This is a genomic window from Heliomarina sp. (assembly GCF_052826185.1).
The window spans coordinates 19348-41453 of sequence record NZ_JBRBUI010000055.1 but is presented as its reverse complement, the minus strand read 5'-3'; the positions used below and the strand labels follow the sequence as shown (position 1 = coordinate 41453).

Genomic DNA, 22106 nt, shown 5'->3' with positions numbered 1-22106 from the left:
GTGAAATAAGGTTATCGGTTGATCGGCTCAGCGAAGCGGAAACAGGCAGGCATGCCTGTGATCCGGCGCGATCTGCCGGTGTTGCGGTTTGGCCTCCCGGCAGGCATCTTGGGCCAGCGGACAACGCGTCGCGAAATCACACCCTTTGGGACGTCGCAGCAGGCTCGGAACCTCGCCCTTGATGGCATCGGTTTTTTGGCGGCGACGGTTCGGGTCAGGCTGTGGAACGCCCTCGACCAGCGCGCGGGTGTAAGGATGGGCCGGGCGGGCAAAGACCTCGGCTGCTGGCCCCTCTTCAACGATGCGGCCGAGGTACATTATGGCGATGCGATCGGCGATGTGACGAACAACGGGCAGGTTGTGCGTTATGATCAGGTAGCTGAGACCGTGTTCCGCCTGCAAATCAGCCATCAGGTTCAGGATCTCCCCCTGAACCGACACGTCCAGACCTGCTGTCGGTTCATCCGCAATGATCAGCTTTGGATTCAAAGCCAAGGCGCGTGCCACACCAACGCGGCGGGCCTGACCACCCGACAATTCGTGCGGATAACGCGAGAGGAACCCGCGAGGCAGTCGCACCATATCGGCGAGCCGCTCGGCTTCGGAATCGAGGTTGCGGCCCTCGGCACCGTGGATCAGCAAAGGTTCGGTAATCAGCGCCCGCACGGACTTGCGCGGCGAAAGTGAACCGACCGGATCCTGAAACATCATCGCCATATCGCGCCGCAACGGTTTGAAACGTCGTTCGGACATGTTCCGGATTTCGTTGCCCTCAAAACGAACCGAACCGCCGGCGGCATCCTGAAGGTTCAGGATCGTCCGGCCAAGTGTCGTCTTGCCCGAACCGCTCTCACCAACCAACGCCAGCGTTTCGCCGGGACGGACATCTAGGCTTACGTCCAGAACTGCGTCGACAAATGGCCGCTCGACACCGCGCAACCGGGCTTTCATCGCGCCCATCGTGCGAAACTGAACATTCAGGTCGCGAACTTCAAGCAGCGGCTTGGCCTCTGTAACGGAGGCATCCATGTTCTTGCCGGTATCGCGCACGACGGTCGTGACATCAGCGGGTGGAGGCCATGACGGGTCGGCAAATGGCCCTTCCAGCAGGTGGCATTTGGCTACGCCTGTTCCCCGTTCGACAAGTGGTGGCGCGGTCGTGGAACAAGCAGGCAGAGCTTTCTGGCACCGGCTCGCAAAGATGCAGCCTGACAAAGAAGCTGTCAGATCGGGGATATCTCCGGGAATAACAGGCAGCCTGCGCGACACATCGGCGATCCTTGCCGGATCGCATTCCAGAAGCGCACGTGTGTAGGGATGACGTGCGTTGTGAAAAATGTCATGGACCTCGCCAGTCTCAACCACTTCACCCGCGTACATCACCACCACGTCGTCGCACATCTCGGCGATCAGACCAAGATTGTGGGATACCACTACGATGGTCGTATCGAAATCATCCCGCAGCCCCCGCATGAGGTCGATCATCTGGGCTTCCATCGTGACGTCGAGTGCAGTCGTCGGCTCATCCGCGAGCAGCAGGTTCGGCCCGGTCAGCATCGACATAGCGATGCCAGCGCGCTGGCGCATCCCGCCCGAGAATTGGTGCGGATAGGCGTCCACCCGGCTTTCAGGATCGGGAATACCAACGCGTCTGAGCATATCGATGGCGGCTTTACGCTTGTCAGCTTCGGACATCGACCGCCGGTAGAGAATGTCGGACATCTGCTGTGCGTATGGCAGCACCGGGATCTGCGAGGTCATGGGGTCCTGGAATACCACGCTAATCTCTTCGCCACGTAATGCGCGCAAACCTTCTGCGTTCAAAGTCAGTAGGTTCTTGCCGCCGTATTCGACCCGTCCCGCGGTCACTTCGGCATTGCCTGCCAATAGACCAAGGATCGACCACAGCACTGTGCTCTTACCGGAACCGCTTTCCCCCACTATGCCTAGAATGCGGCCTTTGCGTACCGGAAAGGTGATGTCACGCAACGCCTTTACGCGGCCACGGTTGGTACGAAAGCTAAGGGTGAGACCGTCGATGTCCAACAGGGTGTCAGTGGCCAAATCTCTCATCGCCCTCTCCCCATGCGCGGATCGAAGATATCCCTCAGTGCTTCCCCCAGAAAAGTAAAACCCAGTGTCGTGAGGATCAGTGGAATGCCACCTGCGATCACCATCCACGGCGCATCTCGTATAACAAGATAACCTTCGTTAAGAATCGTGCCCCAGCTAGCCTGCGGCGGCAGCACCCCGATGCCGAGGAACGAAAGCCCTGCCTCGATCGATACGACAACCGGTACTTCCATCGCGGCTAGGATCAGCAATGGGCCGATCACGTTGGGCATCACATGCTGGAACAGTATTCGCGTGGTCGAAGCGCCAAGCGACCGTTCTGCCAAGATGAATTCCGTGTGGCGCAAAGCCAGCGTTGCCGTCCTTGCAACCCTGCCATAGCTGGGGATCGTTGTCAGGATCACGATGGCTAGCACCACGGTCAGACTGGGACCTGTCAGAGCCACGGTGGCCAGAGCGAGAATAACTGCAGGAAAAGATCGCACGGCGTCAAAGGCCAGCAGCAACAGGTTGTCCAGCCAGCGCGGACCGTAGCCGGCGATCATGCCGAGTACCAAGCCGATCGCCAGCGACGCCGAAACCCCGATCGCGGCGATATAAAGGGCCACACGACCGCCATGCAGAATACGAGAGAACGTATCCCGGCCAAGCTGGTCCGTGCCCGCAATATGGGCCCAGGTCGGGCCGGACATACGCGCGGGAATGTCCATCGCGTTCGGGTCATAAGGCGCGATCCAAGGCGCGAAGATGGCGGAAGCGAAAAATAGCACGACCAGCAAGAGCCCTGTCACCGCCTGCCAGTCGGTCAGAAAGCGTTTGAGCTTTTCACGCCGCTCGCGGCCGGCGCTTTCGCGGGCTTCGGGCACAGGAGCAGCGGTGGTGGTATCAGAGGGAAGAGCGGACACGGGGATCTAGCCAAGCAATGAGAAGGTCGGAAATCAGGACAACGAGGATGTAGAAGCCAGTGGCAACCAGCACACCGCCCTGCACGATGGGAAAATTGCGGTCGGACACCGCGTCGAAGATCATTTTGCCGACACCGGGCCGGGCAAAAATAATCTCGGCGAAGACCGCAGAAGAAATAAGCCCGCCAAACCCCATACCGATCAGAGTGATTGTCGGCAAAATGGCGACCCGCAGGGCATAGCCCAGTACGATGCGCCTTGGTTTGAGGCCAAAGGCGCGCGCTGAACGGATGTAAGGTTCTCCCATAACTTCCAGCATCGATGCGCGGACCATACGCGCGAGATAGCCGACCCATCCCAATCCGATGGCGAAGGCCGGAAGAACGAGATGGCTCAGTTGATCGCTAAAATTACCCGGCTCCCCTGCCCCTATGGCGGGCAGCCAGCGTAACTGGATCGAGAAAAGCAGCAGCGCCCAGATCGACACAAGAAATGACGGCACGGCGATTGTGCCGACCGAAAATATTCCTGTAACGCGATCAAGCCAGGATCCCGGACGCACGGCAGCGAGACAACCCAGCGGCACGCCCAACAACACGGCCCAGCTCATTCCGGTACAGATCAGAGCCAGCGAAAAGCCCATGCGTTCCGCGATAATCGCGGTGACCGGTCGGTTTGAGAACACGTCCTCACCGAGATCGCCCTGCACGGCGCTCCCAAGGAAGTAAATGAACTGCTTCAGGACAGGCTCATCCAAATGCATCCTTGCGGAGTATTCCGCAATGGCTTCGGGTGTCGCTCGTGTTCCAAGTGCCAGGATCGCGGGGTTGCCCGGGATCATGTGCAGCATCGAGAAGAGCAACAAGAGAACGGCCATGACGACGACTGCCGCCAGACCGAACCTCTTGAATAGGTAGATCGTCATGCCGGATTGCTCCCGGTTCGAATAGAACGCCCCCGCAGGACAAACGCGGGGGCGCCACAGATCAGACCGGCTTGAACCGGTGGTAGTTCAGTTCACCGGATGGTGCGGCGACTACCTCGATGTCTGTCCTGTGCGCATAGGTTTCGGGTTCATGGTTGATCCAGACATAGGCGCCGGTTTCATCCATGATCTCTTGCATACGGACATAGATCGCTTCACGTTTGCTTTCGTCAGTTTCCGAAAGACCCTCTTCATAGAGGCTATCGAATTCTTCGCTTGTCCAGCGTTCCCAGTTCCAAACACCAACCTGCTCGGACACGAACCACTGGGTCGCTTCGTATGGGTCGGGCACCGTCGCAAAGCGCATGATCCAGAGTTCGAGGTCTTCCCAAGTGTCACCCGCCTCTTCCATACCCATTTCCCAGAACGGACCGCTTTCCATCGGCAGGATATTCACGGTGATACCGATGGCGGCAAGGTTCGCCTGAATGATCTGCGCCGTCAGCAAGCGTTCCTGCCAGTTCAGGGTGCGCAGCGTCAACTCCAGCCCCGTGACACCGGATTCAGCCATCAGTTCGCGCGCCTTTGCGGGATCGTAGCTATAGCCATGATCCGAGCGCGCGCCCAGCAGACCGGGGCATACGATACCGTGCGATTTGGTTGAAGTGCCCGCGAAGGCACCTGCCAGGATGCTATCGACATCTACAGCGTGCTGTATCGCCTGACGCACCTTGATATCCTGCAGCTTGGGATGCTGCGTGTTCATGCCCATCCACATGTACTGAAGCTGCCCCGCTGTGGTGATCGCCGTATTTTCGGGCATCTCTTTCGAATAACGGGCCAGACTGTCTGGGCCAAGCTCGGTGCAGTCGATCTCGCCAGCTTCGTAGGCCAGTTCAGCCGCCTGGACCTCGGTGATGACATGGCATACTACTCGGTCAAAGCCCGGCGCGGGGCCGGTCCATTCCGGGTTTTTCTCGAAAACAGCGCGTTGTCCCGGCGTGGCGGAATAGGTGTAGGGACCGCAAATTGCCGGGAACTCCGTGGTGAAACGGCCACCGGCTGCTTCTGTTGCCGCCTCACAGACGATGGCGCCGGGCCCGTGGCAGAGGGTGACCATGATGAAGGGCGCAAAGGGCTTGTTCAGAACTAGCGTACCCGTCAGTTCGCCGGTTACTTCGACAGTTTCCAACGCATCGAAATAGCCCGACCATTCACTGTCTTTCATGCGGGCATACGAGTAGGCGACGTCAGAAGCCTTGAGCGTGCCATTACCACCGGACCAGACCAGTCCCGGAGCCAATTCGAATTCGATATGCGTGTCGTCGACGTATTCCAACCGGGTGACATAATCAGTCGGTTGCCAGCTGAAAGTGTCGCCGTCACGTACATATTCAGCAAGGAATGGAAGACATTGCTTTTGCGCTTCGACCTCGGTTCCGCCAACCATGTAGCCCGGATCAAGAATTGAATTGTCGCCGTCCAGTCGCAGATTCAGGACGCTTCCTTCTTGCGCGCGCAGCATTCCGACGCCGCCCGGAAAGAGTCCTGCCGCACCGATTGCGGCCGCCGAAGTCAGGAAAGTTCGCCGAGTGGTCTTTGTGGATGTCAAGGTCTGGCTCCTGTTGTTTCCCCTACACGACCTGGCTCTAGCAAGCGCCGTCGGAAGGCATTTGTAACACTTTATTAGCCTGAAGGATGAGCGAGGGGTTCATGAATGGCAATTTCGCATCTGTGCGCTACTTTGCGCTATAAGTGCGTCACTATGCGATAGGCCTATGTCAAATTTTGCTAAGAACCTCACCCTGGCTTGCAGCTATTACAAATCAATTTCGGAGGTGTGCCGTCGCATCCGGATTAACCGTCAACAATTCAACAAATATCTGAACGGCCAAGTCTACCCCTCGCGGCACAACATGCGCCGGATATGCGATTTTGTTGGCGTAACGGAATCAGAGATGTTGATGGATGAGACACGTTTTGCCCGGGTGATTGGACTGCGCCGTCAGTCTGTTGCGACCCCACAGCTCGATCTTCCGATGAAGCACTTAGAGACCCTTTTGTCACGCAGCATGCCGGTGAACCGTTATGAAGGCTACTACTTCCGCTATTTCTATTCTTTCGGCAACAAGGGCTGCATCATCCGATCTCTTGCGCGGATAGTAATCCGCGACGGTCGCGGCTATTTCAAGAATGTGGAAATCCTGCGCGACCCGGACACACGGCACTGGGTCCGTACGAACAAATACGAAGGGCTTATTTTTCAGCTGGCAGACCGCATTCAACTCTTCGAATACGAAACGATGGAAATGAATTCCGTGACGCAAATGACTCTGTATCCCAGCTATCTGAGCCGCGTGGATTACCTCTTAGGTATACAGACCGGTGGCCCCACCCGACGTGGCCGCAAACCCGGCGCGTCCCGCGTTGCGCTCGAGTTCCTTGGTACGGATATCAGCGTGTTACGCGCCATGCGCCAGACTGGCATGTTCTATCCCGATGATCCGGCTTTGCGCCGCGACATAGTGAAGGCCATTGGGAACAGCATCGATCCCGGCGCTTTCGTTTTGGAAGTCGACGAACCTTGATCCGGTAAACCGGTTGCGCCACGTCTTATTCTCATGCCTCATTGGATTGGTTGGGCGTGCATGGTTCACCGTTCGGAAACGAGTGGTGACCATGTCTGATCTTTTCTGATTGAGCGCCGCACAGACGGGAGGTCTAGAGCCTTACTTTCTGAAGTCTCACGGCAAGCCCGGAGTTGACGATCGACGTCTTCTAAGTGGCATTATCTTCATTAATCGCAACGGTTTGCGGTGGCGCCACGCCCCAACGGAGTACGGTCCCCACAAGACACTCTACAACCGTTGGAAACGATGGAGCGATAAGGGCGTCTTCGCCCAGATCATAGCGGGTCTGGCCGCCGAGCATGGTGAAGAAACGACTGTGATGATCGACACTACACATCTGAAGGCCCATCGCAGGACGCACAGCCTGGGCTTTAAAAGGGGGGCGTGGACGCTTGATTGGCCGAACCAAAGGGTTTGAGGGATTAAGAAACGGTCCGGGTGACCGTTTCGCCCGAAAACGGAACCCGAAACTGCACGCCATTTACGATAGCCAATGCCGCCCAATCGATTTGTTTCTGACCGCCGGCCCCGTCAGCGACTACATTGAGGCGCGAGCGCTGCTCAGCTGGTAGCCCAACGTGAAGGGGCTGCTCGGCGATCGTGGCTAGGAGGAGGGTTGCGACCCTTTATGACTCCTGGCCACAAACCTACTTCTCAGCAATCGCACTCGTCCCGACCGTAATCTTCCGGCTTTCAGTAAGAACGACTCCTGAGCCTAAGCTCATTTTCGAATACCGGTTCCCTGAGTCACCTTAAGATTGCTATGCGAGAATCTTTTTCCATGAGCGTAAATTGTATTGCCTTATTCCCGACCGCTCGACCACCTTTTCTGTCAGAATAGTCTATCTCGATGCCATGCGCGATGGCATCCAGCCTGAATCCTTGCAAGAAGATGATGCTGATCAAATGGCATTCTTGCCATGAAATTTGCGAAGAAAGCGATTTGAACATAAATGGCGATGCACGTGGCAACTATGGTTCCGGCACCTTGAGCACGCCTTCTTATGAGTGATACAGGAAAGATGGGGCAGTTGGCCTCGATACTTCGCACCAACATGCTGTCGTAACAATATTTCGTGGCCCGGGGCTCTGTATGCTGCGGTGTACCGTCGACCTTCTGTTTCGCTTCAGATATGAGAGGCTCAAATGCAGCAATTTGGAGCATATCATGTCCGACATCATATACACGAAAGTTGACGAAGCACCTGAGTTGGCCTCGGCGTCGCTGTTGCCGATCATTCAGAAATTCGCAGAAGCCGCTGGCGTCAGCGTCGGAAAAATGGACATCAGTCTCGCCGGGCGCATTCTGGCAGCGTTTCCCGAGCATCTAAGTGAAGATCAGCGTCAGAGCGATGATCTGGCAGAATTGGGACGGTTGGTGAAGACGCCCGAAGCGAATGTGATCAAGCTGCCCAATATCTCCGCGTCCGTGCCGCAACTGGTTGCCGCAATAAAAGAGCTGCAATCGCAAGGTTTTGCGCTGCCCGATTATCCGGAAACGCCTGCGAGTGACGAAGAGAAAGCCGTTCGTGCCAAGTATGACGGGATCAAGGGGTCGGCAGTCAATCCGGTTCTGCGTGAAGGCAACTCCGACCGCCGCGCCGCCAAAGCCGTAAAAAGCTTTGCGCAGGCAAACCCGCACCGCATGGGCGAATGGTCGTCCGACAGCAAGACGCATGTGTCCTCCATGTCGGGAAACGACTTTTTCTCGAATGAGACCTCTGCCACTCTCGAAAAAGCCACTGGCGCCAAAATCGTGCTGGAGACGGCATCCGGTGAGAACGTTCTCAAAGAGGGCCTCGAGTACCCTGCTGGCACAGTAGTCGACGCGACCTTTATGAGCGCCGCCGCACTCAAACATTTTTTGATCAAGGAAATCAAAAAGACCAAGGACGAAGGTATCCTTTTCTCGCTGCATCTGAAAGCGACGATGATGAAGGTTTCCGACCCTATCCTTTTCGGTCACGCTGTGAAGGCTTACCTCGCTCCGGTGTTTGAGAAGCACGGCGATAAGATGGCAGCACTCGGTGTAGATCCGAACTCTGGCCTCGGGGACTTGCTGGCTCGCGTCAAAGACGAGGCAGAGATCTTGGCCGACATCGACGCCTGCATGGCCGACCGCCCGCCGATGTACATGGTCGATTCCGACAAGGGTATTACGAACCTGCATGTCTCTTCAGATGTGATCATCGACGCCTCCATGCCGGCGCTCATCCGGGCGGGCGGCAAAGGCTGGGGGCCAGATGGCAAGGAAGCAGACGCGAACTGTGTGATCCCCGATACGTCCTACGCCCCGGTTTATGACGAGGCGATCAAATTTTTCAAAGAAAACGGCAAATTGAACCCGGCAACCGCCGGAACAGTGCAGAACATAGGTCTAATGGCACAAAAAGCCGAGGAATACGGCTCGCACCCGACAACTTTCGAGATCCCCGAAGGCGGCACGGTAAAGATGATCCTCGACGATGGGACCGTTCTTCATCAGCACGCTGTGGAAGCAGGCGACATCTGGCGTTCCTCTTCGGCGCGGAAAGCCCCGATCGAGGATTGGGTCAATCTGGCCATCTCCCGTCAAAAGGCAGAAGGTTGCCGGGCAATCTTCTGGCTTGACGAGAACCGCGCGCATGATGCCGAGCTCATTTCCTACGTAAAGCCGATACTCGAAGCGCAAGGACTGACAGACAAGTTCGAAATAATGGCCCCGCGCGAAGCTACGCGCGCGTCGCTTGAAACCATTACCAAGGGCGAGAATACAATCGCTATTACTGGGAATGTTTTGCGGGACTATCTTACAGATCTCTTCCCGATCCTCGAACTGGCGACCTCTGCCAAGATGCTGTCCATCGTGAAACTTATGAATGGGGGGGGATTGTTCGAAACTGGGGCTGGCGGGTCGGCACCGAAACACGTCCAGCAGCTTGTTGAACAGAACCATCTGCGCTGGGACAGTCTTGGCGAATTCTGCGCCCTCGGCGAAAGCCTGATCTTCCTCGCCGACGCAAACGGGAACGACAAGGCCCGCATTCTTGGTGAAGCCGTCGAAACCGCAACGCAGGGCATTCTCGACAACGGCCGGTCGCCATCGCGCAAGGTAGGCGAACCGGACAACAGAGACAGCCACTACTGGTTTGCGCGGTATTGGGCCGAAGCTGTGGCCGCTCAGACTAAAGATACTGAACTCGCAGCGCATTTTGCGCCAATCGCCAAGGATCTTGCCGCTAAAGAAGCCGATATTCTTTCGGAACTTGCTGGCGTGCAGGGCAACGCTGTTGACCTTGGAGGGTATTACCGAACCGACGCGGCGAAGACAGCCAGCGTGATGCGCCCGTCCAAGACGCTCAACACTATTATCGGGTAAGGCGACTGATCCAAAATTGCCGCGGACCCGAAAGGGTGCGCGGCGGCAAAAAACGTAAAGAAGAATTTTTGTGAGCTGCGGACGTATTAAGCCGAGAACCACTCTGCAAACACAAAAAGTTCTACCAGCGCCCGGTTCGAAATAAAGTCGCCAATATACCCCGATTGAAGGTTCGATACTCGATCCTCACGCCGAAAGAATGCGTCTAGCAGGTTTCAAAAAGGACATTACAGGGAAGCGGGTCGCAACTTCAGACCGGCCAAACAATCGGCCCAGAACGAGTATCTTTGTTCGATCCGTAGTCTCATGATCATAATACTGTCGTGGTGATTGGCTCTAAATATCTTCGATCTTCCGCATTGCCCAACTTACACTGAATCCATGCAGAACCGTGGACAATAGGATTACGAGGCCAACAAGCGACCAAAGCTGGCTTTCGTTTACGAATTCCATGTGGCTCATCGCGTAGCATAGGTAGTAAATGGAACCAATTCCGCGTACGCCAAACACTGAGATTGCAGCTCGATCCCGGCGCGACATTCCCGTACCAATTAGACTGATCCAACCTGTGAGGGGGCGGATAACCAAAATCAGGATCAACGCAATCAAAACCTGGTTCCACGTCAAATCCGTGAATACCAACGGCAGAATGGATCCGAGAGCGACCAACAGCACCGCAGTCAGAGCATGTTCGATGGACTCGGTAAAATCATGCAGTCGTCGGTGAAAATGGTGATCTTCTTCCATCCGCCGCAGCGTCATGCCCATCACGGCTACCGCTATGAACCCGTAGCCTTCTACCAACTCGGTCGAACCGTAACATAGCAGAACACCTGCAAGTGCAACGACACCAGACCCTGTGTTAGCCAATGGTGCGCCTTTCGGCACTGCAAACAGGACAAATGCCAAGGCCCGTCCCCCTGCCCAGCCTGCAATGGCCCCGACGGCGATACGGTAAACGACATCAAGAGCAAACCATTCAAGCGTCCAAGCGCCCGGGTTCACCCCCTCAGCCGCTACAATCAAGCCCAAATATACAAAGGGAAAGGCCAACCCATCGTTGAGCCCGGCCTCAGTTGTCAGTGTAAAACGAACAGGGTGCTCGCCTCCTTCGTGCGGCGGCCCGACCTGCACGTCGGCCGCAAGAACTGGATCGGTAGGCGCCAATACCGCGCCAAGCAAAATTGCCCCTGCCACAGTCAAGCTTTCCAGCCCGACGCCCAACAATGCTATGGAAGCGATTGTAAGTGGCATGGCAATCGCGAGCATACGCGCCGTCGGAGCCCACTTGCGCCAAGGCAGAACGCTATCAATCCGCATGCCTGTCCCAAACAGAGCGACGATTACGGCCAATTCGCTCAGAAGTTCCCACGGCATCGGAGCTTCCCGCGGATCTGGCATCGTGGGAATGGCCGGGATCAATAATGCGCCAGCGCTTCCCAAGATGATCATGAGGGGGGCAGAAGCTGGCTCACTGCGGGACACAAGCCTCGGGATCCAGCGCGCCAAAATCACTATTGTCCCGATAGCAGCCAAGGCAATATGATAAGGATTAAAAGCGAAGAATGCGTTCAGGTCCATGATCAGGCTGTTTCCGTTAAAATTATGAAGTGAGACGAGACACAGGCTTCGCTGCAACCGACTGCTCGCAAAGCAAAATAGCGCGGTTGTTAGAAAAATCAGGTCTGATCCATATGGCGTTTTAAACGCTAAGTGCTTTCGAACCAGCGTTGTTTGAGAAATTGCAGGGAACGTGGCAACCGCCAGACATCCACGCAAGCAGGCGATTGCAAAAGCGGCTGGTCATTGAGACATCGCTACCCGTCGAAGCGCATATCCCGGTTCCGTGCCAAGTGATCGACAATATGTTCCAGACATCGGTCAGCTCGATCCTTCGGGGGTCGTGACATCCCGCCGCCCATCGCCCATGAGGTTGATCACAAGGACCAGTAAGGATAGAACCGCGCCGGAGATCAACACCAGATAGGGTTCGAAAAGCATCATGTTCTTGCTTTGCGAAATCATTAGCACCCAGGACGGTGTCGGCGGCTGTACACTGACGCCCAGAAAGCTCAACGCTGCTTCCAGCAAAATGGCATGGGCCGTTTGATACGATCATAAATCAAAGGACCTTAATAGAGGCGTTTCTAAATTGGTCCAGAAGCGCTTGGGGCGCAGCTCTATCGGTGACAAGGGTACCAATCCCCTCCGCATCCAATGACCGAACGCGGCTGGTGGCATTCAGCTTTGTGTGGTGGGCCATGCTTACTGTTCTCACTGCCTGCGCGGCCATCGCGGCTGAAATTTCGGCCTCTTGAAGATCATAGAAAAACGCCCCTTTCTCTGGATGCAGGGCCACCGGCGCGGAAAAGCATAGGTCAACCTCGAAACGACGGATCTCGGAGAGGGTCAGCTCGCCCACTGTCGCGGGCACGTCTGCGGCGATCCGACCGCCCAGGAGAACCACCTCCCTGCCACCGGCCTGCAACGTGGTGGCCACATCCAGCGAATTAGTGACGACCGAAATGCCGGGAACCTTCACAAGCTCGCGGGCAAAGACAGCGGTGGTCGACCCGGCATCGACCATGATCGTCTGACCGGGCTGTATCAGGCTGACCGCTTTTTTAGCAATTTCGGATTTGGCGCGGATTTGGGTCGTCATGCGCTGGCGAAACGGATCTTCCATCCGGGCTTCGGGTAAGACGGCCCCTCCGTGGACCCGAGCCACCTTGCCGATCTCTTCCAGATCAAGCAGATCGCGGCGCACCGTTTCGCGCGACACGCCCAGCATCCCCGCTAGATCATTGGCGCTGACCTGCTGGTTTGCGGCCAGCATCGATAGAATCCTCTGGTGGCGTTCTTTTGCCCACATCAGGCTGTCTCCCCGCTTTCGCCTCGCTGGCGCATCAGCGCCAGCGTGAATTTCATAGACAAGACAGCGACGCAAACAACCGCCATAACGCAGGTGGAAAATGCCGCCGCCTGCGAGGTAAGCCCGGCATCGTCCAGCCGCATGATCGTTACGGCGGCGACGCTCAGTTCGGGCGTGGTCAGGAAGACCACTGCCGAAAGAGTGACCATCGAGCGCATAAAGAGGAAGAAAAAGACTGACACCAGCATGGGCGCGATAAACGGGGCCACAATGTCGCGGGCCGTACGCCCAAGACCTGCGCCAAGGCTGCCTGCGGCCTCTTCCAAGGCGGCGGGCAACTGTCGAAACCCGGTCAATGCGGTCAGGAACGCCTGAGTATGGTAGTGGTAGAAATTTACAATCCCGATCAGCGCGGCGGTGCCATAGAGCAGGTAAAGCGGTGTCGCTGTGGAGTTGAACGTCAGAATATAGGCCAGCCCGAGAACCATCCCCGGGACGGCCGCTGGCATTGCAGCGAGGATCTGAATCGGCTGGGCCAGCGCCTGGGGCAAACGCCGCAAGCCCAGACCCAACAGGAATACCGCCACGGTGCCACCCGCCGCCGCCGCCAGCGAAATCACGATGGTGATCCAGAGAGAAGAATACCCTCCCGCCAGCGTAATGTCATAATGTTTGGGCGACAGCGACATGTTGTAGGGCCAAAGCGCGACAAAACTGGCGTAGACCACGATGCCAATAACCGCGACGATACATGCACAGATCAGCAATGACAGTGCCGCCATGCTCAGATCTCGAAATGGCGCGAAGGAGGGGTGATACGGCACCTGCCCCGTGGCCTGCCCCGCCTGCTGACGCTTCATCGCCTGCCGCTCGATTGCGTACGATAGCACGGTGGGAAGCAGCAGCATGATCCCCACCACTGCCCCCATGTTGAAGTTTCTCTGGCCAACAACTTGGCTGTAGATCTCGGTTGCGAGGACGGAATAGTCACCGCCAATTACCGCGGCATTGCCGAAATCCGTGATTGTAATGGTGAAGCACACAAAACCCGCGTTCATGATACCGAAGCGCGCTGAGGGTATGGTCAGGTCGCGGAATTGCCGCCAGGACGAGGCTCCCATGACGTCCGCCGCCTCATATGTGCGCGCATCCAGCAGGACCAGCGCCGCACCGATTATCATCACCGCTTGCGGCAGCGCATACAGCGTATTGGCGATCAGCAGACCCCAGAACCCGTAAATCTCGATCTCGACCCCAAGGGCGCGGCTGATGACGCCGTTGCGCCCAAGCAGAAAAATCAGCCCAAGCGCCTGCACCAGCGAGGGCGCAAGCAACGGAAGGACGATGATGCCACGGATCAGCCATTTACCGCGAAAAGCACAGCGATAGAGGCCGTGTGCGATCACGAAGCCCAGCAGCACGCTGAGCAGCGTGGTCGCGCCGCCCATAATCAACGAATGCCGCGTTGCGCGCCAGAATCCGGAAGAACTGAGCACCTCGGCGTAATTGCCAAGCCCAAAACTGTCGCGAACAGTGATCGAGCGCAAAAAGACGATTAGCATCGGATAGGCAAAGAAGAGGATCAACCCCAGCAGCGGCAGGCCGACACAGACGAGGGTCAGGAGGCGATCGAAATCAAAAGGCGCGCGTCCGGCCCGCGCCGGGGCCTGTTCCTGCAGGCTCATGTTGGCACACCCTCGGCCAGGGCCCCGTCGTCGTCGACCCATGTGCAGGCCTCTGGTGAGACGTGCAGCCGTACACGCTCACCAGCGCGGCAGGGGTTCGTGCCGTGGGTTTCCACGGTCAACATGCCGACTGGGCTCTCGACCTCGAGCCGCCGCAGGTTGCCAAGAAAGCTGATGCTGCGCACTGTTGCTGCACCATCGACCGACTTCGCAATGTTGATCTGCTCTGGACGGATGCAGGCAAGCTGTGGCTTGCCTGAGGCGGGTCGGGTCGCCAGCAGATTGGGAAACAGGCGGTCAACCTCTTCAGGCGACAACAGATTGCTGATCCCCATGAACTCGGCCACGAAACGGGTGGCAGGCCGATGGTACAGATCCTCCGGCGTACCCGCCTGCACCACGACGCCGTGGTTCATACAGATGATCTTGTCTGCTAGTGCCAGTGCCTCTTCCTGATCATGGGTCACCATCAGGGTCGGAATGCCGAGTTCGCGCTGCACCTGCCGGATTTCGTCGCGCAAAGTGGCGCGCACTTTTGCATCCAGAGCCGAAAGCGGTTCATCCAACAACAACACGCGCGGATCAACAGCAATGGCCCGCGCAAGGGCAATTCGCTGCTGCTGCCCGCCCGAAAGCTGGCCGGGCATCTTATCAGCGACCTGCGGCAGCTTGACCAGTTCCAGCAATTCCGCGACCCGTACCGAGATTTCAGTCTTCGCGGCGCCCCGGATTTTAAGCCCATACCCGATATTCTCGGCGACAGTCATATTGGGAAACAAGGAATAGGACTGGAAGACGATGCCAAAGCCACGCTTGCGAGCGGGCAATTGTGACAGATCGGCGCCTTCCAGAGTAATCTCTCCGCCGTCAAGATCGGTGAGACCGGCGATCAGCCTGAGCAGCGTCGTTTTTCCGCAGCCCGAAGGGCCGAGCAGGCAGACGAACTCGCCCTGATCGATCCCTATAGAAACGCGGTCGAGCGCCGTAAAATTGCCGTAGATCTTGGTGGCATCGCGGACGGTTAGGTACATGGGGTTTTACTTTCCTTCGGCGTGCAGGCGATCCGAGACCGCCTGCAAAGGGTAGGGGCGAACCGAAGCCGCCCCGATCTTTGGCCTTAGCGGCCGAACTTCTCTTTCCATGTCGCCTTTACATCGGACTGGTCATTCGCGGCTTTTACAAAGTCGATATCTGCGAGGATGGTCGAGATGTCGGCGGGGAGGCCAGCCGCCTCGGCCGCTTCAGATGCATCGACACCCGGCACGGTGATTAGCGCCTTGTACTGCTGATAAAGGTCGATAGCCTCGTCCGACATCGTCCAGTCCAGGAAGGCCTTCGCCGCCTCGGGATTGTCGGTGCTGGCCATCAGGCCGGAGGCTTCCAGCTCATATCCCACGCCGCCTTCGGGAAAAACCATGGCCAGTGGATAGCCCTCTTCGATCGACTGCATCGCCGTGAAAGCCAGCGAAATCCCAACAGTATATTCGCCCACCCGAGCGGACTTACACGGCTTGGAGCCCGAAGATGTGTATTGCGCCATATTTGGATCGACCGCTTCGAGTTGCGCCCAGCCAGCTTCGTCGCCCATGCTCTGCAGGACCGCGTTGACGTGCAGATACCCCGTACCGGAGGAGTTCGGATCCGGCATCAGCACCTCGCCCTTGAAGGCCGGATCTTCGAGATCGGCCCAGCTCTTTGGCATCGTCAGGCCTTTTTCTTCGAGCCGAGCGGTATTCACGCAAAAGGCACCCATATAGCCGATCGGGGCGAACCACTTGCCATCCGCGTCTCGGAAGGTATCGGGCAGCACGTCGACACCCTTTGCTTCGTAAGGCTCCAGCATCTCGAGAATCTGGGGATCCATCATGGCGCTGACCGCCCAGCCCCAGATCACATCGGCTTGCGGGTTGCCTGCCTCAGCCAGCAACCGCGCGCCCAGCTTGCCGGTGGACAGGCGCAACACGTTGATTTCTGTATCAGGCATCGCCGCCTTAGCAGCTTCGATATAGGCCGCGACCTCTTCTTCCTCGAGTGCGGTGTATACCGTCAGCTCGTCGGCCAAGGCCGGCACCGCAGCGGCGAGAGCTGCCAGCGACAACGTGGTAGTCTGAATCCAGGTCTTCATAATCATCTCCTTGTTGGTTCACTTCCTTGTCCGGACCTGTGCCCGGTCGATGGGGGCCCTGCAAAACCCCTTCTGTATAGCTGCCCGGCGTCATGCGTCGTCCGGTGGAACATTGGGGCAATATGTGTAGTCTTGCGTTTTTGTGGCCTTTGTCTACTAATAATTCCCGCGGTGTGCGCCCGCAGCCTGTCACTTTACGTATTCCGAGGAATTTCCATGCACTCCCTTAAGCCCAACCCCGATACGGATCGGCTGGCTCAGTTCGCAAATACCTTGGCGGATACGACCGACGCGATGGCCATGAGTTATTTTCGCAAGCCGCTCGACATCGAGGCGAAGGCCGACGAGTCGCCTGTCACCCAAGCCGACCGAGCCATCGAAGCCGAGATGCGGCGCCAGATCGCCGAAGCCTTTCCAAGCCATGGTATCCTTGGCGAAGAACATGAGGACGACCGGATTGACGCCGAACGGATCTGGGTCATCGATCCTATCGACGGAACGAAAAGCTTTCTCTCAGGAATGCCAAGTTTCGGCACGCTGATCGCCTGCCTGGAAAACGGTGTGCCCGACGTCGGAGTCATATCGGTTCCACCCAGCGGCGAACGCTGGACTGGCCAGAGTGGCGCACCCTCGCAATTAAACGGCGCGCCTTGCTGCACCAGCGGTCGGCTACGCCTTTCCGAGGCGATCCTTTACACCACCAGCCCGGACAACTTTGACGCTGCGGGATGGGCGCAATTCGAAAAATTATCCGGGAAAGCGAATATGCGACGCTTTGGCGGGGACTGTTACGCTTATGGTCTGCTGGCTTCGGGTCATGTGGACCTTCTGTTCGAGATGAACCTTCACCCATACGACTACATGGCACTTATACCGATTATCGAAGGCGCAGGAGGGATCATCACAGATTGGGACGGGCAACCATTGAGTCTCACTTCTGGAGGAAAAGTCATCGCAGCCGCCAGCGCCAAGCTACATGCTGAAGCGCTTATCGCATTAAACCCTGACTAGGCTAAAGTCCCATTAAATTTCAGCTGATCGAGTCCGATGTCAGCTTAACACGTCGAAATCGACGCATAAGGTCAATTTTCGTGGAGAATAATTCCGAAAAACTGCGCTAGGTTCAAACTGCCAAACAGAGGACCAAATTTTCAAGATACTTGGGCTAGGTGCCTGATTTGAAACCGAACCTAAGTCCTACCAACTGTCACCGCTCCCGACTCGGCCAACCGCTCGATCTCATCTGTTTGCAGGCCGGCCATCTGCAACACATCAATGCTGTGCTGTCCCACCTCTGGGCTTTCAGCGCGCGACTCTGGCGCGCCGGGAACCCCTGGAACAGGCACGTTCCCCACAATAGGATGCTCAAGCCAGTCGTACGATCCGACCTCTTTTACGTGGCGATCGTCAAAGTAGTCTGAATAGCTGTAGACAACCGAGTTCATCACATCCGCTTCGGTCAACCGCTGGGCCCAATCTTGGGAATCCCGTTTTGCGAAAGCTGCGAAAAGGATCGCGTTCAGATCCTCCTCATGCTCAAGCCGGTCGGCTGCCGTCCGGAACCTCGGCTCATCTGCCAATTCTCTCCGCCCAAGCACTCGACAAAGCGCTGCGAAATGATCATCCCGCATGGCCGTTATATTTATCTGACCGTCGCGGGTCGGAAAGGCGCCGACAGGCGCATAGAGGTTTCCGGTCTCGCCCTTTTGAAGATGGAATTCTATCATCTTGGGTGCCTGAAAGGCTGCGGCAGACTGCATCAGACTGCAGTCGATCCACTTTCCTTGACCAAAGCGCAGCTTGGCAATCATGGCCATTGCAACGGCATTGCAGCCGTAAAGGCCAGTCATCACATCCATCGCCACCATCCGCGACCGTTGCGGCACACCTCGACTATCGGCGTTCATCGTCATCCAGCCCGAGAAGGCCTGGATGACCGCGTCGGTGACCGGTCGATCCATGTAAGAGCCAGCCTGTCCAAAGCCTGAAATCGAGAGATAAATCAGGTCCTTGTTGTCGTTCGACAAGTCCTCGTAAGAGAGGCCAAAGCGTGCCATCACTCCGGGACGGAAACTCTCGGCAACGATGTCTGCCGACTGAGCGAGGGACTTCACAGCCGCGAGAACGTCCGCGTTTTTCAAATCTACGGCCAGACTTTTCTTGCCGCGGTTAAAGGCAATCGAATGAGCAGTGTGGTTCTCATAGGCCCTGCCGAGCGTCCGCCCCCATTCCCCATTAAGAGGCTCGACCTTGATGACCTCGGCGCCGTGAAGAGCCATGATTTGCGTGGCATGAGGCCCGGCGACCCCAGCGGTAAAGTCGAGAACTTTTAGCCCAGCAAATGCAGCATGTTGTTCATTCATCTGCAACATTTCTCCCGCTTCGTGAGAGGCGCAGCCAAATCAGCGCGAAGATGGCAAACAATGTCATCCCGCCCATGTAGGGCATGAATTGTCGGAAATGGACGCCAAGCCAGGCGGGCACGACCGCCACTGCCAGCACGATTGAAAACGTGGCCCATTGGAATAGCAGTCTACGCATCGAGCCTCTTCCCCTGATTGGTACGCCCCCGGAACCACAACATGATCAGAACCGCGCCCGCCAATAACATGGTCTCCCAGGTCGGCACGATGAACAAAAGCGCAGTGGCTGCGAGCGCAACGCGTTCCCACGGCTTGAGCAAGCGACGTAAGTAACCTTGCACTGCGGCAGCAAGACAGATGATCCCGATCGCCGCCGTGACGCTGTCAATTGCTATCCTGTACCAAGCGCCGTCAAGAAGCAGGCTCGGCGTATAAATGAACATGAAGGGGATCAGGAAAGATGCGATCCCGACTTTCACGGCCTCTATACCGGTTGACCAAGGGTTGGACCCAGCTATCCCGGCAGCAGCATAAGTTGTCAGCGCCACCGGCGGTGTAACACCGGACAGGCATCCGAAGTAAAAGATAAACAGGTTGGCGGCCATTACCGGTGCGCCCATCTCTGTGATCGAAGGCGCAACCAACGCGGCAAGTGTAATGTAAACTATGGTTGTGGTCATGCCCATGCCGAGGATGACGCAGACCACCGCAGTGATGACGAGCGCCAGCGCCAGTTTGCCATCAGCCAATAAAGTCACTGCTCCGGATACCCGTCCTGCAAGACCCGACAAGTCCATCGACCCAATGATGATCCCGGCCGCAGCACAGGCCATCACAATCGGGATCGTGGCCCGGATACCGGTCTCGAGCGCCGCACAAAGGTCCTGTGGCGTCAGACGCGTTTCTGCTCGGAACATTGTGACGATAACTGTCAGCACCAGCGCGGTAGCGCCCGCAATCATCGGGGTGAACCCTGCCAAAAGAAATCCAACAATGGCGCCAAACGCGATCAAGATTGGCCAGCCCTTACGCAGGGTCATCCAGGCGCTTGGGAGATCTTTTCGTGCTACACCTGTCAGTCCGGTGCGCTTGGCCTGGAAATGGATCATGGCGAGGATCGAAATATAATACAGCACTGCGGGGATAGCAGCGGCCAACACCACGTCTCGGTAGCTTGCGCCTGGAATGTACATCGGAATGATAAACGCGGCCGCGCCCATGACCGGCGGCACGATCTGGCCGCCATTCGATGCCATCGCCTCAACTGATGCCGCAAAACGCGGATTAAACCCCGAGCTTTTCATAAGCGGGATGGTAAAGGAACCGGTCGTCACGACGTTCGCCGTAGTGCTACCCGAGAGCGTTCCGTAAAGCCCGGAGGCCAGCGCTGCGGCTTTGGCTGCTCCACCCGACATCCAGCCGGTCGCGGCAAAGGCGAGATCCGTAAAAAAAGTCCCCGCGCCGGAGCGCACCAGAACGGCACCATACATCATGAATATTACAATGAACGATGACGATACGGCAATCGGGACACCCAACATTCCGTCAAGATCGACGGTCAGGTAGCCAATGAGCGATGAGAACCGCGTCGGTGCGGCCAGAAAGATGGACGGGAAATGATCGGAATAGAGTGCGTGGAGCATGAAAAGCGTCGGTAGGATAACGAGGGCGAGGCCCACTGTCCGCCGCACCGCCTCAAGCACCAGAAGCACTAGAATAGTCCCGCTGATTACATCGCCTTGGTTAGGAAAACTCGAACGCGAAGCCAAGGAGTCAACGTCCTGCATACGGTAGATGAACACACCGATTGCGGCTGTGATGAGCATAAAGTCGATCACCGACGTCCAGCGCAGTTTCTCCTGCCAATCAGATCTTCCAAGTGGAAAAAACAGAAAACCGAGCACAAGAAAGAGTGTAATATGGGCCGTGCGATGAAGGAAAGCTTCAGCGGTCCCGAACATTCCGCCAAGCAAGTGATACATCGCGGTCCCAAGCGAGACCGCGATGATGATAGCAACCAGCCAAGTCGGAACAGGCAGCGCCTGCCCTGACACATAAGCATCGGTCGCAGTTTCGAATTCACGTCTGTCCGACAAGTCTGCAGTCCTTCAGGAAAGCTCGTTAGCTAAAGAGCACATTCAGAATGCGCCCTTCTCCTCCAGGTATTTCTGCGCGCCGGGATGAAAAGGAATCACGCCGCCCGTCAGGCCCGTAGTTGCATAGTCGAGAGCCAGAGAAGGATCCTCACCCATAAACTTCTTGAGGTCCGGATCTTCGTAGAGAATTTTTGTCAGCTCATAAACAACGGCGTCCGGCACGTCCTTGTTAACAAGGAAGATCGACCACATCGTGGGCACCGGAAAGTTGCCAGCACTGCCCTTGTAAGGATCAGCCGGATAGGTCATCTCGACGTAGGCGCCCTTGGGCGTCAGGGTTGGCAGGATGCGGTCGACCTCTTCCTGCGTGTAGGGCACAATTGTGATGCCGGGCTGTTCGTTGAGCTTCAGCAAAAGCGGGCTGGGCACCGAGGAGTAGTACATGAAGGCGTCCAATCGACGGTCGGCCATCATGTTTGTAACATCGCCAAACCCGAGGTATTGCATCTGGCCACCATCTTCCGAGAGGCTTTCTTCGGTAATGCCAAAATCGTTCAGAATCTGCATCGCGATGGCAGCAGTGGACCACTCGCGCTTGCCCGGACTGACCACCTTGCCCTGCAGATCTTCCATATTTTCGATGCCCGCACCTTTGCGCGCCACAGCATGCAGATAGGCAGGATAGAAAGTACCGACTATGCGCGCATCTTGCCATTTCTGGTCGAACCCGCCCTCCCCGTTCCACGCTTCGATGGAGGTCGGGGCAAAGCTGAACCCCATCTGCGCATCGCCGGAACTGACCAGCTTGTGGTTCACGTTCGACCCTCCGGGCACGTGACTGACCGCCATCTCCGGAAAAGCCTTGCCTAACTTGTCTGCCAGTTGCGTGCCGAAGGTGTGCCAGAGACCGCCGGGTGACGTCGACACAATCTTGAAGAATTTCGGCACATCCTGAGCCATACCCATGACCGGCAGCATCGCGATGGCCATGGCCATCGCACCGCGGCGTGTTATTGAGTTAAACATTATCGTTCCTCCCTTTGAAATTGAAAAGACCCCGACCAGGCAGGCGAT

16 protein-coding genes and 2 pseudogenes are annotated in these 22106 nt (G+C 57.0%); 4 read left to right on the top strand and 14 right to left on the bottom strand.

Annotated features, from left to right (window positions below; translation table 11 throughout):
• Positions 1 to 27: 27 nt before the first annotated feature.
• The 4 genes from ACU0FH_RS23110 to ACU0FH_RS23095 all read right to left on the bottom strand — a co-directional run bounded on the left by ACU0FH_RS23110 (position 28) and on the right by ACU0FH_RS23095 (position 5515).
• Positions 28 to 2073 (bottom strand): dipeptide ABC transporter ATP-binding protein, encoded by a 2046-nt coding sequence (locus ACU0FH_RS23110; protein WP_446197051.1) that lies wholly within the window; start codon positions 2071 to 2073, stop codon positions 28 to 30.
• On the bottom strand, positions 2070 to 2978 hold the full coding sequence (locus ACU0FH_RS23105) for an ABC transporter permease (RefSeq protein WP_446197050.1): 909 nt from the start codon (positions 2976 to 2978) through the stop codon (positions 2070 to 2072). Before ACU0FH_RS23105 ends, ACU0FH_RS23110 begins: the two co-directional genes overlap by 4 nt.
• A complete protein-coding gene (locus ACU0FH_RS23100) occupies positions 2959 to 3903 on the bottom strand; it encodes an ABC transporter permease (RefSeq protein ID WP_446197049.1) in 945 nt (314 codons plus the stop codon). The genes ACU0FH_RS23105 and ACU0FH_RS23100 overlap by 20 nt, the downstream gene beginning before the upstream one ends.
• Before the next feature lie 61 nt (positions 3904 to 3964).
• The gene (locus ACU0FH_RS23095; RefSeq protein WP_446197048.1) at positions 3965 to 5515 is read right to left on the bottom strand and encodes an ABC transporter substrate-binding protein; all 1551 of its coding nucleotides are present in this window, start codon (positions 5513 to 5515) and stop codon (positions 3965 to 3967) included.
• 166 nt (positions 5516 to 5681) lie between these two features.
• Here ACU0FH_RS23095 and ACU0FH_RS23090 point away from each other — a divergent pair, with 166 nt between their 5' ends.
• The 3 genes and pseudogenes from ACU0FH_RS23090 to ACU0FH_RS23080 all read left to right on the top strand — a co-directional run bounded on the left by ACU0FH_RS23090 (position 5682) and on the right by ACU0FH_RS23080 (position 9891).
• Positions 5682 to 6491, top strand: coding sequence for a helix-turn-helix domain-containing protein (locus ACU0FH_RS23090; RefSeq protein WP_446197047.1), 810 nt, complete (start codon positions 5682 to 5684; stop codon positions 6489 to 6491).
• A 109-nt stretch (positions 6492 to 6600) separates the two neighbouring features.
• Positions 6601 to 7102: pseudogene (locus ACU0FH_RS23085) on the top strand (transposase); the annotation flags it as partial.
• A gap of 599 nt (positions 7103 to 7701) precedes the next feature.
• Complete coding sequence (locus ACU0FH_RS23080; RefSeq protein ID WP_446197046.1) at positions 7702 to 9891, top strand: NADP-dependent isocitrate dehydrogenase; 2190 nt, start codon at positions 7702 to 7704, stop codon at positions 9889 to 9891.
• Between the two features lie 336 nt (positions 9892 to 10227).
• Here ACU0FH_RS23080 and ACU0FH_RS23075 read toward each other — a convergent pair whose 3' ends face one another.
• The 6 genes and pseudogenes from ACU0FH_RS23075 to ACU0FH_RS23050 form a co-directional block, all read right to left on the bottom strand.
• On the bottom strand, positions 10228 to 11472 hold the full coding sequence (locus ACU0FH_RS23075) for a cation:proton antiporter (protein ID WP_446197045.1): 1245 nt from the start codon (positions 11470 to 11472) through the stop codon (positions 10228 to 10230).
• Between the two features lie 300 nt (positions 11473 to 11772).
• Positions 11773 to 12000, bottom strand: a pseudogene (locus ACU0FH_RS23070) (ABC transporter permease); the annotation flags it as partial.
• A gap of 13 nt (positions 12001 to 12013) precedes the next feature.
• Positions 12014 to 12763 (bottom strand): DeoR/GlpR family DNA-binding transcription regulator, encoded by a 750-nt coding sequence (locus tag ACU0FH_RS23065; protein ID WP_446197044.1) that lies wholly within the window; start codon positions 12761 to 12763, stop codon positions 12014 to 12016.
• Positions 12763 to 14448: an ABC transporter permease subunit gene (locus tag ACU0FH_RS23060; protein ID WP_446197043.1), complete on the bottom strand. Its 1686-nt coding sequence runs from the start codon at positions 14446 to 14448 to the stop codon at positions 12763 to 12765. The genes ACU0FH_RS23065 and ACU0FH_RS23060 overlap by 1 nt, the downstream gene beginning before the upstream one ends.
• Positions 14445 to 15479 carry an ABC transporter ATP-binding protein gene (locus ACU0FH_RS23055; protein ID WP_446197042.1) on the bottom strand — a complete coding sequence of 345 codons (1035 nt, stop codon included), beginning with the start codon at positions 15477 to 15479 and terminating at the stop codon, positions 14445 to 14447. The genes ACU0FH_RS23060 and ACU0FH_RS23055 overlap by 4 nt, the downstream gene beginning before the upstream one ends.
• A gap of 86 nt (positions 15480 to 15565) precedes the next feature.
• Positions 15566 to 16573 (bottom strand): ABC transporter substrate-binding protein, encoded by a 1008-nt coding sequence (locus ACU0FH_RS23050; RefSeq protein ID WP_446197041.1) that lies wholly within the window; start codon positions 16571 to 16573, stop codon positions 15566 to 15568.
• A 216-nt stretch (positions 16574 to 16789) separates the two neighbouring features.
• Between ACU0FH_RS23050 and hisN the strand changes: the two genes are divergently transcribed.
• Positions 16790 to 17584, top strand: coding sequence for a histidinol-phosphatase (gene hisN, locus ACU0FH_RS23045; RefSeq protein WP_446197040.1), 795 nt, complete (start codon positions 16790 to 16792; stop codon positions 17582 to 17584).
• Between the two features lie 179 nt (positions 17585 to 17763).
• On the opposite strand, the gene ACU0FH_RS23040 is transcribed toward hisN, so the two are convergent.
• The 4 genes from ACU0FH_RS23040 to ACU0FH_RS23025 are packed head-to-tail and all read right to left on the bottom strand — an operon-like array spanning position 17764 to position 22058.
• The gene (locus tag ACU0FH_RS23040; protein ID WP_446197039.1) at positions 17764 to 18936 is read right to left on the bottom strand and encodes a CaiB/BaiF CoA transferase family protein; all 1173 of its coding nucleotides are present in this window, start codon (positions 18934 to 18936) and stop codon (positions 17764 to 17766) included.
• Positions 18929 to 19114 (bottom strand): hypothetical protein, encoded by a 186-nt coding sequence (locus ACU0FH_RS23035; RefSeq protein WP_446197038.1) that lies wholly within the window; start codon positions 19112 to 19114, stop codon positions 18929 to 18931. The genes ACU0FH_RS23040 and ACU0FH_RS23035 overlap by 8 nt, the downstream gene beginning before the upstream one ends.
• Positions 19107 to 21032: a TRAP transporter permease gene (locus tag ACU0FH_RS23030; protein WP_446197037.1), complete on the bottom strand. Its 1926-nt coding sequence runs from the start codon at positions 21030 to 21032 to the stop codon at positions 19107 to 19109. The genes ACU0FH_RS23035 and ACU0FH_RS23030 overlap by 8 nt, the downstream gene beginning before the upstream one ends.
• Before the next feature lie 42 nt (positions 21033 to 21074).
• Entirely contained in the window at positions 21075 to 22058 is a 984-nt protein-coding gene (locus ACU0FH_RS23025) for a TAXI family TRAP transporter solute-binding subunit (protein ID WP_446197036.1), read from the bottom strand.
• Between the last annotated feature and the right edge of the window lie 48 nt (positions 22059 to 22106).

What these genes read in the sequence shown, in the direction of transcription:
- hisN (WP_446197040.1), top strand. Translation starts at nt 16,790, where the DNA reads ATGCACTCCCTTAAGCCCAACCCCGATACGGATCGGCTGGCTCAGTTC.
- ACU0FH_RS23065 (WP_446197044.1), bottom strand. Translation starts at nt 12,763, where the DNA reads ATGTGGGCAAAAGAACGCCACCAGAGGATTCTATCGATGCTGGCCGCA.
- ACU0FH_RS23100 (WP_446197049.1), bottom strand. Translation starts at nt 3,903, where the DNA reads ATGACGATCTACCTATTCAAGAGGTTCGGTCTGGCGGCAGTCGTCGTC.
- ACU0FH_RS23075 (WP_446197045.1), bottom strand. Translation starts at nt 11,472, where the DNA reads ATGGACCTGAACGCATTCTTCGCTTTTAATCCTTATCATATTGCCTTG.
- ACU0FH_RS23110 (WP_446197051.1), bottom strand. Translation starts at nt 2,073, where the DNA reads ATGAGAGATTTGGCCACTGACACCCTGTTGGACATCGACGGTCTCACC.
- ACU0FH_RS23090 (WP_446197047.1), top strand. Translation starts at nt 5,682, where the DNA reads ATGTCAAATTTTGCTAAGAACCTCACCCTGGCTTGCAGCTATTACAAA.
- ACU0FH_RS23035 (WP_446197038.1), bottom strand. Translation starts at nt 19,114, where the DNA reads ATGCGTAGACTGCTATTCCAATGGGCCACGTTTTCAATCGTGCTGGCA.
- ACU0FH_RS23060 (WP_446197043.1), bottom strand. Translation starts at nt 14,448, where the DNA reads ATGAGCCTGCAGGAACAGGCCCCGGCGCGGGCCGGACGCGCGCCTTTT.
- ACU0FH_RS23025 (WP_446197036.1), bottom strand. Translation starts at nt 22,058, where the DNA reads ATGTTTAACTCAATAACACGCCGCGGTGCGATGGCCATGGCCATCGCG.
- ACU0FH_RS23080 (WP_446197046.1), top strand. Translation starts at nt 7,702, where the DNA reads ATGTCCGACATCATATACACGAAAGTTGACGAAGCACCTGAGTTGGCC.
- ACU0FH_RS23055 (WP_446197042.1), bottom strand. Translation starts at nt 15,479, where the DNA reads ATGTACCTAACCGTCCGCGATGCCACCAAGATCTACGGCAATTTTACG.
- ACU0FH_RS23040 (WP_446197039.1), bottom strand. Translation starts at nt 18,936, where the DNA reads ATGAATGAACAACATGCTGCATTTGCTGGGCTAAAAGTTCTCGACTTT.
- ACU0FH_RS23050 (WP_446197041.1), bottom strand. Translation starts at nt 16,573, where the DNA reads ATGAAGACCTGGATTCAGACTACCACGTTGTCGCTGGCAGCTCTCGCC.